The organism is Enterobacter dykesii (assembly GCF_008364625.2).
GTDB classification, from domain to species: Bacteria; Pseudomonadota; Gammaproteobacteria; order Enterobacterales; family Enterobacteriaceae; genus Enterobacter; species Enterobacter dykesii.
On the sequence record NZ_CP126604.1, the window covers coordinates 1,474,406 to 1,487,781 of the forward strand.

A 13,376-nucleotide genomic window follows, 5' to 3' on the forward strand; every position below is an offset into this window, starting at 1 on the left:
GATGACAACCCAGTATGGATTTTTTATTGATTCCAGCCGTTGCACCGGGTGCAAAACCTGCGAGCTGGCCTGTAAAGATTACAAAGACCTGACTCCTGACGTCAGCTTCCGCCGCATCTACGAATACGCCGGGGGCGACTGGCAGGAAGATAACGGCGTCTGGCATCAGAACGTCTTTGCCTATTACCTGTCGATTGCCTGCAACCACTGTGAAGATCCGGCCTGTACCAAGGTCTGTCCGAGCGGGTCAATGCACAAGCGTGAAGACGGTTTTGTGGTGGTGGATGAAGATGTCTGCATCGGCTGTCGCTACTGCCATATGGCCTGTCCGTACGGCGCACCGCAGTACAATGCTGCTAAAGGCCACATGACCAAATGCGACGGTTGCCACACCCGCGTAGCGGATGGCAAAAAGCCGATTTGCGTCGAGTCCTGCCCGCTGCGCGCGCTGGACTTCGGTCCCATCGAAGAGTTGCGTCAAAAACACGGTCAGCTTGCCGCCGTGGCACCGCTGCCGTCTGCGCACTTCACGAAGCCGAGCATTGTGATTAAACCTAACGCCAACAGCCGTCCTACTGGTGACACCACCGGCTACCTGGCAAACCCGAAGGAGGTGTGAGATGGGAAGTGGATGGCATGAATGGCCGCTGATGATCTTCACGGTCTTTGGTCAGTGCGTGGCGGGCGGCTTCATTGTGCTCGCGCTGGCGATGTTGAAAGGGAACCTCAATGCCGAACAGCAGCAGCGTTTAGTGTTGAGCATGTTTGGCCTGTGGGTGCTTATGGGGATTGGCTTTATCGCCTCTACTCTGCACCTGGGTTCGCCGATGCGCGCGTTTAACTCTCTGAACCGCGTGGGGGCCTCATCCCTCAGTAACGAGATTGCCAGCGGGGCAATTTTCTTTGCCGTCGGTGGTCTGGGCTGGCTGCTGGCCGCTTTGAAGAAATTGCCAGCGGGTCTGCGCAGCCTGTGGTTAATCGTGACCATGGTACTGGGCGTGGTGTTCGTGTGGATGATGGTACGCGTCTATAACACCATCGATACCGTCCCCACCTGGTACAGCGTCTGGACGCCAATGAGCTTCTTCCTGACGATGTTTATCGGCGGGCCGCTGCTGGGCTACCTGCTGCTGCGCGTGGCGGGTGTCGACGGATGGGCTATGCGTTTGCTGCCCGCTGTTTCGCTTCTGGCGCTGGTAGTGAGTGCGATGGTCGCCCTGATGCAGGGTTCTGAACTGGCAACCATTCACAGCTCTATCCAGCAGGCCTCTGCCCTGGTGCCGGACTACGGTGCGCTGATGGCCTGGCGTATCGTTCTGCTGGTCGCTGCGCTGGTATTCTGGATTGCTCCTCAGCTCAAAGGCTATCAGCCCGCGCTGCCGCTGCTGTCACTGGCCTTTGTGCTGGTCCTGGCGGGTGAACTGATTGGCCGCGGTGTGTTCTACGGGTTGCATATGACCGTTGGTATGGCTGTCGCCAGCTAACGTTGCATTTGGTTATATCAAGCCGGGCCAGAGTGCCCGGCTTTTCTTTTTTCGATCATGAAATTTTTCGACTGTCGTTTTGTTTTAATTTCGCCCATTAATAAATAAAAACAGACACATAATTAATATCTATAGCAGGCGTGGCATTAGCAGGATAAGTTTTTTAAATCGACAGGGAACATATTGTGCGAGGCGGCTAAATCAGTGGATTGACTTTGTTTTTGCCAGTGGCATGATGCGCACGAAATCTGAACTTCCTCACGGTTTTTAATCCATGACCACCTATACCCGCCCAGTGCTCCTGTTGCTCTGTGGCCTGCTTCTGTTGACCCTGGCGATCGCAGTGTTAAATACGCTCGTCCCGCTATGGCTCGCCCATGAAAACTTACCGACCTGGCAGGTGGGTATGGTCAGCTCGTCCTTTTTTACCGGGAACCTGCTGGGTACGCTAATGACCGGGAGCCTGATTAAGCGCTTTGGCTTTAATCGCAGCTATTATCTGGCTTCGCTGATTTTCGCCGCCGGGTGTGCAGGGCTGGGCCTGATGGTCGGATTCTGGAGCTGGATGGCATGGCGCTTTATCGCAGGCGTAGGCTGCGCGATGATTTGGGTGGTGGTTGAAAGCGCGCTGATGTGCAGCGGCACTTCGCGCAACCGTGGACGCCTGCTGGCAGCCTATATGATGGTTTATTACGTCGGCACCGTGCTGGGTCAACTGATGGTCAGCAAGCTGCCAACCGATCTGATGAGCGTTCTGCCGTGGGTAACGGGCATGGTGCTGGCCGCAATCCTGCCACTGCTCTTCACGCGTATTGTGAACCAGAACAGCGAGCATCAGGAAGCGACCCACGTCTGGCCGATGCTGAGACTGCGTCAGGCGCGCCTGGGCGTTAACGGCTGCATTATCTCGGGGATTGTACTGGGCTCGCTCTACGGCCTGATGCCGCTCTATCTGAATCATCAGGGCGTCAGCGATTCCGGAATTGGCTTCTGGATGGCGGTGATGGTGAGTGCGGGGATCGTCGGGCAGTGGCCGATTGGCCGCCTTGCGGACCGCTTCGGTCGTTTGCTGGTGCTTCGCGTTCAGGTCTTCGTGGTCATCATGGGATGCCTTGCCATGCTCAGCAACGCCGCGATGGCGCCTGCGCTGTTTATTCTCGGGGCCGCCGGCTTTACGCTCTATCCGGTCGCGATGGCCTGGGCCTGTGAGAAAGTTGAACATCACCAGCTGGTGGCAATGAACCAGGCGCTGTTACTGAGCTATACCATCGGCAGTTTATTAGGGCCGACGTTTACCGCGATGCTGATGCAGAATTATTCCGATAATTTATTGTTTATCATGATCGCCAGCGTGTCGTTTATTTATCTCTTGATGCTGCTGCGCAAAGCAGGCGAGCATCCAACGCCTGTGGCACATGCCTGATTAAATAAAAGCCTGTCGATGACAGGCTTTTTTGTCCCTGTCACAACTAAGAGTTTTACTTATTGTTTGTTTATTGCGCCAGGCGATAATTCATGTGAGTCCTACCACTATAAGGCAGCAATCATGTCTATTCGTCGTTTTTCCACTACCGCACTTGCCGTAGTGTTGTCTTTAACGTTTGCAACGGCTCCGGTCATGGCTAATCCTGGAAACGGGAATGGCGGTGGTCACGGAAACGGTGGCGGGCAAGGTAATGGCGGTAATCATGGTAACGGGAATTCTGGTAACCATGGCAATAAGCAAAATAACGGTCAGGATAACCCTGGAAAATCGGATAAAAGCTTTGAAAGCAGTAAAGATGTCGGTAACGATGTCGATGCTCGCGTGAGCTTCGATCATGCCCGCCATCTGGCGCTGAATTATGGCTTAACGGGCTATGACTCTCTGCCTCCGGGTATCGCGAAAAACCTGGCGCGCGGTAAGCCATTGCCTCCGGGCATTGCGAAGAAAACCGTGCCGGCCTCAATGCTGGGCCAGCTTCCTTCCTACCCTGGCTATGAATGGCGCGTGGTCGGAGACGACCTGGTCTTAATTGCGCTGAGTACAGCCATTGTGACGTCCGTTATTAACGGCGTCTTTAAATAGAATATAAAAAGGCCCGGTTCTCACCGGGCCTTTTCTTTAATACATCACCTTGTGGCCGTACTGTTCAAGAATACCTTTGACGCGTTCCATTGTCTCTTTTTTCGGCGGCTTCACGCCATCAAGTTTGTACTCTTCGCCCATCGCCACCCATTTATGTTTACCCAGCTCGTGATAGGGCAGAAGCTCGATTTTCTCGACGTTGCCCATGTCGCGGGTAAATTCCCCCAGGCGGTGCGCGGAGTCGTCATCATCTGACCAGCCGGGAACCACCACGTAGCGGATCCAGGTTTTGATGCCTTTATCGGCAATGTATTTGGCAAATTCCAGCGTGCGGTGGTTTGAGACGCCAACCAGGTTCTGGTGGATCTCATCGTTCATCTGTTTGAGATCGAGCATCACCAGATCGGTCACTTCAAGCAGTTCGTCGATAACCGGATCGTAACGGCGTACGAAGCCGTTGGTGTCGAGGCAGGTATGAATGCCTTCTTTATGGCAGGCGCGGAACCAGTCGCGGACAAATTCAGCCTGCAGAATGGCTTCACCGCCGGATGCGGTGACGCCGCCGCCGGACGCGTTCATAAAGTGGCGGTAGGTCACCACCTCTTTCATCAAGTCTTCAACGGTCACTTCTTTACCGCCATGGGTATCCCAGGTGTCACGGTTATGGCAGTACAGGCAGCGCATCAGGCAGCCCTGGAAAAAGGTGATGAAGCGGATACCCGGGCCATCGACGGTGCCACAGGATTCAAAGGAGTGAATGCGACCAATAATTGACATTGCGGTGATATCTCCAGCATCGGCCCGTCCGGGGCCTGAGTATGCACAGCTCAAAGCCGGCTGTGTTGAAGTCTGTTTTGGCTGATATCCATAGAGTATAGATAGCGGACAAAAGAGACTGAGGTGGAGAGGGTGCTAAAAAGGCCCCACTGACGTGGAGCCTTTATTGTACGCTTTTTAACGCGTGATTTCAGTCAATTCCACTTACATGGACTGAGTGAAAGTACGGGTGATAACGTCCTGCTGCTGTTCTTTAGTCAGGGAGTTAAAACGTACTGCGTAGCCAGATACGCGGATGGTCAGCTGAGGATATTTCTCAGGGTGTTCCATCGCGTCGAGCAGCATCTCACGGTTCATTACGTTCACGTTCAGGTGCTGACCACCTTCGATGGACGCTTCGTGGTGGAAGTAACCATCCATCAGACCCGCGAGGTTAGTTTTACGCACTTCGTCGTCTTTACCCAGCGCGTTTGGCACGATAGAGAAGGTGTATGAGATACCATCTTTCGCGTAAGCAAACGGCAGTTTAGCAACGGAGGTCAGAGAGGCAACCGCACCTTTCTGGTCACGACCGTGCATTGGGTTAGCACCTGGGCCGAATGGCGCGCCAGCACGACGACCGTCTGGGGTGTTACCGGTTTTCTTACCATACACAACGTTAGAGGTGATGGTCAGAACAGACTGAGTCGGGATAGCGTTACGGTAAGTAGTCAGTTTCTGAATTTTCTTCATGAAACGTTCTACCAGGTCAACCGCCATGTCATCAACACGAGAGTCGTTGTTACCAAACTGCGGATATTCACCTTCGATTTCGAAGTCTACAGCCAGGCCGTCTTCGTCACGAATTGGTTTAACTTTCGCATATTTGATTGCAGACAGGGAGTCAGCAGCAACGGACAGACCAGCGATACCACACGCCATGGTGCGGATAACGTCACGGTCGTGCAGCGCCATCAGAGAGGCTTCGTAGCTGTACTTGTCGTGCATGTAGTGAATAACGTTCAGCGCGGTCACGTACTGTTTAGCCAGCCAGTCCATGAAGTGATCCATGCGGTCCATCACTTCGTCGAAGTTCAGAACGTCGCCTTTGATCGGCTCAGACTTAGGACCAACCTGCATTTTCAGTTTTTCATCAACGCCGCCGTTGATTGCGTACAGCATGGTTTTCGCCAGGTTTGCACGCGCACCGAAGAACTGCATTTGTTTACCAACAACCATTGGGCTTACGCAGCAAGCGATAGCGTAATCGTCGTTGTTGAAGTCCGGACGCATCAGGTCATCGTTCTCGTACTGCAGAGAAGAGGTATCGATGGACACTTTAGCGGCGAATTTCTTGAAGTTCAGAGGCAGTTTTTCAGACCACAGAACGGTGATGTTCGGCTCCGGAGAAGGACCCATGGTGTACAGGGTGTTCAGGAAGCGGAAGCTGTTTTTGGTTACCAGAGTACGGCCGTCAACGCCCATACCACCGATTGATTCTGTTGCCCAGATTGGGTCACCAGAGAACAGCTCATCGTATTCAGGGGTACGCAGGAAGCGAACCATACGCAGTTTCATGACCAGGTGGTCAATCATTTCCTGAGCGTCTTGCTCGGTAATTTTGCCTGCTTTGATGTCGCGTTCGATGTACGCATCCAGGAAGGTGGATACGCGACCGAAGGACATTGCTGCACCGTTCTGAGACTTAACAGCGGCCAGGTAGCCGAAGTAGGTCCACTGGATAGCTTCCTGAGCGTTGGTAGCAGGACCAGAGATATCGCAGCCATATTTCGCTGCCATCTCTTTGATCTGACCCAGCGCGCGGTGCTGTTCAGCGATTTCTTCACGCAGACGGATAGTCGCTTCCAGGTTTACGCCGTTTTCCAGATCGGACTGCAGGGAAACAAACTGCGCGTACTTGTCTTTCATCAGGAAGTCGATACCGTACAGCGCAACGCGACGGTAGTCGCCGATGATACGGCCACGGCCATACGCATCTGGCAGACCAGTCAGAACGCCAGATTTACGGCAGTTCAGAATGTCTTTGGTGTAAACATCGAATACGCCCTGGTTGTGGGTTTTGCGGTATTCGGTGAAGATTTTTTTCAGCATTGGGTCCAGCTCGCGATTATACGCTTTGCAGGAACCTTCAACCATTTTGATACCACCGAACGGGATAATTGCGCGTTTCAGTGGTGCTTCAGTCTGCAGACCAACGATTTTCTCAAGGGCTTTGTTGATGTAGCCAGCATCGTGAGAAGTGATGGTGGAAGCAACGGAGGTGTCAAAATCAACTGGCGCGTGAGTGCGGTTTTCCAGTTTAACGCCTTCCATTACGCTGTCCCACAGCTTGGTGGTCGCGTCAGTTGCGCCAGCCAGGAAGGATTCGTCACCTTCATACGGGGTATAGTTTTTCTGAATGAAGTCACGTACGTTTACTTCATTCTGCCAGTCACCTTTCGCAAAACCTTCCCAGGCTGTGGCTAACTTTTCATTAAGCTCGGACATGTAACACCTACCTTCTTAAGTGGATTTTTTATTTACTGCCTGAGAAAACCATCAATGATGATCGTCGCCACGCAGGTAAATGACCCAGTATGTCAACCCAACTAACAGACCCCCACCGATAATGTTCCCGATAGTGACAGGGATCAGGTTATCAGTAATGAAATTCATAATAGTCAGGTGAGAGAAACTTTCCGGGGATGAACCAACTGCGGTCCAGAACTCCGGGCTTGCAAAGTCGCGGATGACAATGCCCATTGGGATCATGAACATATTCGCGATACTGTGCTCAAAGCCGCTGGCAACAAACATCGCAACCGGCAGAACCATAATTAAGGCTTTGTCCATCAGGCTACGACCCGAGTAGCTCATCCATACAGCCAGGCAGACCATCAGGTTAGCGAGGATGCCGAGAGCAACGGCTTCGATAAATGTGTGGTGCATTTTGTGGTCGGCGGTTTGCAGGACGTTAAGGCCCCAGCCACCGTTGGCGGTCATGTACTCGCCAGAAAGCCACATCAACAAAACAAAGAGCAGACAGCCAACCAGGTTACCCACGTAGACGTTAAGCCAGTTACGCGCCAGCTGACCCCAGGTAATTCTTCCGCTGGCCTTTGCCACGACAATCAGCACCGTTGAGGTGAAGAGGTCGGCGCCGCAGATGACGCAAAGAATCAGACCCAGTGAGAAGCAAATGCCGCCAATCAGTTTGGCCATGCCGAAAGGCATTCCGGCAGTACCGGTGGTGGCGGTGATGTAGAAGACGAAAGCGATAGAGATGAACACACCAGCCGTGATCGCCAGATAGAACGTCTTCATCGGGTGTTTCGTTGCTTTATAGACACCCGCTTCTTCGGCAACTTTGGCCATCGCAGCAGGGAGTAAAAGATCAAAAGGGTTGTCAGCTTTCACACTAACTCTCTCTTTATTAAGTCGGCGACGAGATACTAACAAAGCATTATAGAAGAGAAATTGATATAGATCATATCTCGCCTGGCTTATAGGCCCGCAGTGTGTATGGTTTTACAGCAAATGCGGAGTAAGTATTTGATTATCCGTATAAAAATAAATTTTAAAAGTTATGAAAAGAGTTGAATTTTTTCGTTCAGCCACCTCTGACACAGTTAATTAATATGGAGTATTTACCATAAAAAGTAACAGTAAAGCCCAGGTAAATATTATTATATTTACCCATGTTTAACTTTATTATTACAATCAACAGTCATTGCCGAAGAAAATAAAAAACGGGGCAATGAAATTGCCCCGTAATATAGCCCAGACGATTGAATACGCCTACTGCTGGTAATGTTATCTGCGCTTATTTTGACCAGTAAGCGGCTTTAGCTTTCTGCAGCTTTTCGTAGGCCTTCAGCAGCGACTGATGCGCCGGGAAGGCTTTCAGATCGCTATCAACAGCCTGCAGGCCATAGAACGGCTCTTCGCCGCTCAGGGCTGCGCTGGCTGCTTCTACGGCCTCAGCTCCGTACATCCGCACGAAAGCATTCAGGTATTGCAGCGGCTCGCGATCGTCTTCCTGTGCCAGCAGCAGCAGGGTTTGCAGGCAGCGGTAATAATTGGTGCGCTCGGCAGAGAAGACCGACTGGTTGAATTCCATGGTCCACTCGGTCCAGGCCAGAGCCTGATCCAAATCGCCACCCGCCAGGGCCAGCATCGCTTTCAGCTCACCGATACGCAGGGTATACCAGCCGTTGTCTTTACCGGTCGCCAGGCCCAGCAGTTCGCGTACTCGGGTAAAGTCGTCGTGGCCTTCTTCGTCCAGCTGGGCGATCAGGTTCAGATAATCTTCTTTCTCCCACTCGCTGCCCGGCAGAGCCAGCAGCGTTTCGCGCAGGTGCGCGCCCATGCTGTTATTCGCCAGCCACAGATCTTCAGCCGGGTAGATGTCGGACATGCCCGGAACGATAATGCGGCACGCGTAGACGCCAAGGTGTTCGTAGTCGGCAATGTAGACTTCCTGATCTTCGGCGTTGAAGATAGCCATCAGCGTGGCGAACTCTTCTTCCGTGGTACCGGCAAAGCTCCAGTCCACGAACGGATAGTCGGCGTCCTGCTTGAACATATCCCAGGAAATTAAACCGCTGGAGTCGATGAAGTGGGTTTCAAGGTTGGTATGCTCGGCCACTTCTTCATCGTCAAACGTTGGCGGAGTGAAGACGTCGAGATCTTTCAGGCTACGGCCCTGCAGCAGCTCGGTAACGGTACGCTCCAGCGCCACGCCGAAGTCAGGGTGTGCGCCGAAGGAGGCGAAGCAGGTGCCGTTGGCCGGGTTAAACAGCACCACGCAGATAACCGGATACTTGCCGCCCAGCGAGCCGTCGTAGGCAAAGATTGGGAAACCTTCTGCTTCCAGCTTAGCGATGGACTCCACAACGCCCGGGTAGCGCGCCAGCACGTCTGCCGGAATTTCAGGCAGGCTGATGGATTCGGCGATGATGCGGTTTTTAATGTGGCGTTCAAAGACCTCGGACAGACCCTGCACGCGCGCTTCATTGCGGGTGTTACCGGCGGACATACCGTTGGATACATACAGGTTGCCGACGATGTTCATCGGAATATACACGGTCTGCTCGTCAGACTGACGGGTGAACGGCAGGGCGCAGATCCCACGGTCTTCATTGCCAGACTGCAGATCGATCAGCATGCTGGCCGTCAGTTCGTTTTCCGGATCGTAGAAAGCACGCAGGCGCGCGTCGAGAATACCTTCCGGCAGCTCGTCATCTTCGGTCAGCGGGAACCATTTTTCATTCGGATAGTGAACGAACGGGCCGTTAGCAATAGTTTCGCCCAGCCAGAAGTCAGCGAAGAAATAGTTGGTGGACAGACGCTCAAAATACTCACCCAGCGCAGAGGCCAGTGCCGCTTTTTTTGTCGCGCCTTTACCGTTGGTAAAGCACAGGGCACAGTCTTTATCGCGAATATGCACTGACCAGACATGAGGCACCGGATTGAGCCAGGAGGCTTCTTCGATGTTAAAACCCAGGTCGGTCAGTTTCTGCTGGAAGCGAGCGATGGAATCTTCCAGAGCGGCGTCTTTGCCGGGGATAAACGTTTGAGTCATGGCGTTCACTTTTATCGTACGTAAAGCGCGCAATGATACGGGTTTTGCGTGACGGGTGCTATCTTCGGCGAAAATAAAAGGCTGGGCTATGCTTAGTGGCAGTAACTGACTGTTAAGGCATAAAAAAATGAAAGCATTTGATCTCCAGCGGATGGCGTTTGATAAAGTTCCTCCTGAATTTCTGGGCGAAGTGGCGCTGCGCAGCCTGTATACCTTCGTCCTCGTCTTCCTGTTTCTTAAAATCACCGGCCGCCGCGGCGTGCGGCAGATGTCGCTCTTTGAGGTGTTGATCATCCTGACGCTGGGGTCTGCCGCGGGGGACGTCGCCTTTTATGACGACGTGCCGATGGTGCCGGTGTTTATCGTTTTTGTCTCACTGGCGCTACTTTACCGTCTTGTCATGTGGCTGATGTCGAAAAGCGAAAAGCTGGAAGATCTGCTTGAAGGCAAGCCGGTCGTTATCGTCGAGGACGGACAGCTGGCCTGGGAAAATGTACAAAGCGCCAATATGACCGAGTTTGAGTTCTTTATGGAGCTACGCCTGAACAGCGTTGAACAGCTCGGGCAGGTGCGTCTGGCGATCATGGAAACCAACGGGCAGATCAGCGTTTATTACTATTCAGACGACGAGGTAAAACCGGGACTGTGTATCCTGCCGGATATGCTGATCGAGCGTTTCAGAACGGTACCTGAATCAGGCGAGTATGCTTGCGTAAGATGTAGCCATGTCGTCGCGATGCAGCCGGGGGATCGCCAATTATGCCCCCGCTGTGCAAATCCGGAATGGACGAAGGTTAGCCGGGCCAAACGTATCACCTGACAGCCATTTTGTCGGTTTTGACTTAGCGAGGCGGCAGATTGTTTTGTGTGACGCGGGGCACATTTCACGGGTCATAAGTTTTAGACATTGCGGCGCGTGTCACTGAATGATAAAACCGATATCCACAGTTATAACTTATGGCTTTTAGCGTGGTGAGGGGAAATGGCTCAAGTCTTTAATTTCAGTTCAGGTCCGGCAATGTTACCGGCAGACGTGCTTAAACAGGCTCAACAGGAACTTTGTGACTGGAACGGTCTCGGTACGTCGGTGATGGAAATCAGCCACCGTGGTAAAGAGTTTATTCAGGTGGCGGAAGAGGCAGAAAAGGATTTTCGCGATCTGCTGAATATTCCCTCGAATTACAAAGTATTGTTCTGTCACGGCGGTGGACGCGGCCAGTTTGCAGGCGTTCCGCTGAATATTCTCGGTGATAAAACGACGGCTGACTACGTTGATGCGGGTTACTGGGCGTCAAGCGCCGTTAAGGAAGCACATAAATACTGCACGCCGAATGTTATCGACGCCAAAGTGACCGTTGACGGTCTGCGCGCCGTGAAGCCAATGAGCGAGTGGCAGCTTTCCGATAATGCAGCGTATCTGCACTACTGCCCGAACGAAACCATTGACGGGATTGCCATCGACGAGACGCCAAACTTCGGTAGCGATGTCGTGGTTGCCGCCGACTTCTCCTCCACCATTCTGTCTGCGCCAATTGATGTCAGCCGCTACGGCGTTATCTATGCGGGCGCGCAGAAAAATATCGGCCCGGCCGGTTTGACTATCGTCGTCGTGCGTGAAGACCTGCTGGGTAAAGCGCATAAATCCTGCCCGTCGATTCTTGATTACACCGTGCTGAACGATAACGATTCGATGTTCAACACCCCACCAACGTTTGCCTGGTATCTCTCCGGCCTGGTCTTCAAATGGCTGAAGCAAAACGGCGGCGTGGCGCAGATGGACAAGGTGAATCAGCAGAAAGCTGAACTGCTGTACGGCGTAATCGACAAGAGCGATTTCTACCGCAACGATGTGGCGAAAGCGAACCGTTCCCGCATGAACGTGCCGTTCCAGCTGGCGGACAGCAGCCTGGATAAAGTGTTCCTGGAAGAGTCCTTCGCGGCAGGCCTGCATGCGCTCAAAGGTCACCGTGTCGTTGGCGGCATGCGTGCCTCCATCTATAACGCGATGCCGCTGGAAGGCGTTAAAGCCCTGACGGATTTCATGATCGACTTCGAACGTCGTCACGGTTAATTTGCTGTTTTTCACCCCCGCAGCGTCCCTGCGGGGTTTTTATTATGTTGAGTTGAGAGTTTAGTTTTCATGGAATCCCTGACGTTACAACCTATCGCGCGGGTAGATGGCACCATCAATCTGCCTGGTTCAAAAAGTGTCTCGAACCGCGCTCTGCTGCTGGCAGCTCTGGCAAACGGCACCACCGTCCTTACAAACCTGCTGGACAGCGATGACGTGCGCCATATGCTCAATGCGCTGAAAGCGTTGGGCGTTCATTACACTCTCTCCGACGATCGTACCCGCTGCGAAGTGACCGGCAACGGCGGCGCGCTTCGCTCGAGCGAAGAGCTTGAGCTGTTTCTGGGCAACGCGGGTACCGCGATGCGCCCGCTGGCGGCGGCCCTGTGTCTGGGCAGCAACAACATCGTGCTGACCGGCGAGCCGCGCATGAAAGAGCGTCCGATTGGTCACCTGGTGGATGCTCTGCGTCAGGGCGGTGCGCAGGTTGAGTATATTGAGCAGGAAAACTATCCGCCACTGCGTCTGCGCGGCGGTTTTACCGGCGGTAACGTCGAGGTGGACGGCAGCGTTTCCAGCCAGTTCCTGACGGCACTGCTGATGACCGCGCCGCTGGCACCGCAGGATACGGTTATTAGCATCAAGGGCGACCTGGTTTCTAAACCGTACATTGATATCACGCTACACCTGATGAAAACCTTCGGTGTTGAGGTGGAAAACCAGTCCTATCAGCGCTTCGTGGTACGCGGGGCACAGCAGTACCAGTCTCCGGGCAACTACCTTGTTGAGGGTGATGCGTCATCCGCGTCCTACTTCCTGGCCGCGGGTGCGATTAAAGGCGGCACGGTAAAAGTGACCGGTATTGGCCGTAACAGCGTGCAGGGCGACATCCGTTTTGCGGACGTGCTGGAAAAGATGGGCGCCATTGTCACCTGGGGCGATGACTTCATCTCCTGTACCCACGGCGAGCTGAACGCCATCGATATGGACATGAACCATATCCCGGATGCGGCGATGACCATTGCCACGGCGGCGCTGTTCGCCAAAGGCACTACCACGCTTCGTAACATCTACAACTGGCGCGTAAAAGAGACGGACCGCCTGTTCGCGATGGCGACCGAGCTGCGAAAAGTCGGTGCTGAGGTGGAAGAGGGCGAAGACTACATTCGCGTGACTCCTCCGGCAAAACTGCAGTTTGCGGAAATCGGCACCTACAACGATCACCGTATGGCTATGTGCTTCTCGCTGGTGGCGCTTTCAGACACGCCTGTAACGATTCTTGACCCGAAATGTACCGCGAAAACCTTCCCGGACTACTTCGAACAGCTGGCTCGCATTAGCACGCTGGCCTGATAACGTATTGCCGCATCACCCGATGCGGCATTTCCTTACGCTTCATTACGAACACCTCCG

Annotated in this window: 11 protein-coding genes; 7 read left to right on the forward strand and 4 right to left on the reverse strand. The window is 53.4% G+C overall.

The features are described 5' to 3' along the window. Position 1 precedes the first annotated feature (1 nt). From F0320_RS06930 to F0320_RS06945, 4 genes are all read left to right on the forward strand, one after another. A complete protein-coding gene (locus tag F0320_RS06930) occupies positions 2 to 619 on the forward strand; it encodes a DMSO/selenate family reductase complex B subunit (RefSeq protein WP_126328140.1) in 618 nt (205 codons plus the stop codon). Position 620: 1 nt separating this feature from the next. Then, positions 621 to 1,484: a dimethyl sulfoxide reductase anchor subunit family protein gene (locus F0320_RS06935; protein WP_126328141.1), complete on the forward strand. Its 864-nt coding sequence runs from the start codon at positions 621 to 623 to the stop codon at positions 1,482 to 1,484. 274 nt (positions 1,485 to 1,758) lie between these two features. After that, complete coding sequence (locus tag F0320_RS06940) at positions 1,759 to 2,907, forward strand: MFS transporter (protein WP_047742311.1); 1,149 nt, start codon at positions 1,759 to 1,761, stop codon at positions 2,905 to 2,907. 123 nt (positions 2,908 to 3,030) lie between these two features. After that, positions 3,031 to 3,552: an anti-virulence regulator CigR family protein gene (locus F0320_RS06945; RefSeq protein ID WP_126328142.1), complete on the forward strand. Its 522-nt coding sequence runs from the start codon at positions 3,031 to 3,033 to the stop codon at positions 3,550 to 3,552. A gap of 36 nt (positions 3,553 to 3,588) precedes the next feature. On the opposite strand, the gene pflA is transcribed toward F0320_RS06945, so the two are convergent. The 4 genes from pflA to ycaO all read right to left on the reverse strand — a co-directional run bounded on the left by pflA (position 3,589) and on the right by ycaO (position 9,892). Continuing rightward, positions 3,589 to 4,329 carry a pyruvate formate lyase 1-activating protein gene (gene pflA, locus F0320_RS06950; protein ID WP_023310991.1) on the reverse strand — a complete coding sequence of 247 codons (741 nt, stop codon included), beginning with the start codon at positions 4,327 to 4,329 and terminating at the stop codon, positions 3,589 to 3,591. A 204-nt stretch (positions 4,330 to 4,533) separates the two neighbouring features. Continuing rightward, on the reverse strand, positions 4,534 to 6,816 hold the full coding sequence (pflB, locus tag F0320_RS06955; protein ID WP_024907798.1) for a formate C-acetyltransferase: 2,283 nt from the start codon (positions 6,814 to 6,816) through the stop codon (positions 4,534 to 4,536). 51 nt (positions 6,817 to 6,867) lie between these two features. Further along, positions 6,868 to 7,725: a formate transporter FocA gene (focA, locus tag F0320_RS06960; protein WP_008499974.1), complete on the reverse strand. Its 858-nt coding sequence runs from the start codon at positions 7,723 to 7,725 to the stop codon at positions 6,868 to 6,870. A 406-nt stretch (positions 7,726 to 8,131) separates the two neighbouring features. After that, complete coding sequence (gene ycaO, locus F0320_RS06965; RefSeq protein WP_047651308.1) at positions 8,132 to 9,892, reverse strand: 30S ribosomal protein S12 methylthiotransferase accessory factor YcaO; 1,761 nt, start codon at positions 9,890 to 9,892, stop codon at positions 8,132 to 8,134. 127 nt (positions 9,893 to 10,019) lie between these two features. Here ycaO and F0320_RS06970 point away from each other — a divergent pair, with 127 nt between their 5' ends. The 3 genes from F0320_RS06970 (at position 10,020) to aroA (ending at position 13,316) form a co-directional block, all read left to right on the forward strand. After that, positions 10,020 to 10,712, forward strand: coding sequence for a DUF421 domain-containing protein (locus F0320_RS06970; protein ID WP_023310994.1), 693 nt, complete (start codon positions 10,020 to 10,022; stop codon positions 10,710 to 10,712). A gap of 162 nt (positions 10,713 to 10,874) precedes the next feature. After that, on the forward strand, positions 10,875 to 11,963 hold the full coding sequence (gene serC, locus F0320_RS06975; protein WP_047651307.1) for a 3-phosphoserine/phosphohydroxythreonine transaminase: 1,089 nt from the start codon (positions 10,875 to 10,877) through the stop codon (positions 11,961 to 11,963). A gap of 69 nt (positions 11,964 to 12,032) precedes the next feature. Then, the gene (gene aroA / locus F0320_RS06980) at positions 12,033 to 13,316 is read left to right on the forward strand and encodes a 3-phosphoshikimate 1-carboxyvinyltransferase (protein WP_126328143.1); all 1,284 of its coding nucleotides are present in this window, start codon (positions 12,033 to 12,035) and stop codon (positions 13,314 to 13,316) included. The last annotated feature ends 60 nt before the right edge of the window (positions 13,317 to 13,376 follow it).

Excerpts from the sequence above, each read along its gene's own strand:
- F0320_RS06930 (WP_126328140.1), top strand. The coding sequence starts at position 2 with ATGACAACCCAGTATGGATTTTTTATTGATTCCAGCCGTTGCACCGGG.
- F0320_RS06935 (WP_126328141.1), top strand. The coding sequence starts at position 621 with ATGGGAAGTGGATGGCATGAATGGCCGCTGATGATCTTCACGGTCTTT.
- F0320_RS06940 (WP_047742311.1), top strand. The coding sequence starts at position 1,759 with ATGACCACCTATACCCGCCCAGTGCTCCTGTTGCTCTGTGGCCTGCTT.
- F0320_RS06945 (WP_126328142.1), top strand. The coding sequence starts at position 3,031 with ATGTCTATTCGTCGTTTTTCCACTACCGCACTTGCCGTAGTGTTGTCT.
- pflA (WP_023310991.1), bottom strand. The coding sequence starts at position 4,329 with ATGTCAATTATTGGTCGCATTCACTCCTTTGAATCCTGTGGCACCGTC.
- pflB (WP_024907798.1), bottom strand. The coding sequence starts at position 6,816 with ATGTCCGAGCTTAATGAAAAGTTAGCCACAGCCTGGGAAGGTTTTGCG.
- ycaO (WP_047651308.1), bottom strand. The coding sequence starts at position 9,892 with ATGACTCAAACGTTTATCCCCGGCAAAGACGCCGCTCTGGAAGATTCC.
- F0320_RS06970 (WP_023310994.1), top strand. The coding sequence starts at position 10,020 with ATGAAAGCATTTGATCTCCAGCGGATGGCGTTTGATAAAGTTCCTCCT.
- serC (WP_047651307.1), top strand. The coding sequence starts at position 10,875 with ATGGCTCAAGTCTTTAATTTCAGTTCAGGTCCGGCAATGTTACCGGCA.
- aroA (WP_126328143.1), top strand. The coding sequence starts at position 12,033 with ATGGAATCCCTGACGTTACAACCTATCGCGCGGGTAGATGGCACCATC.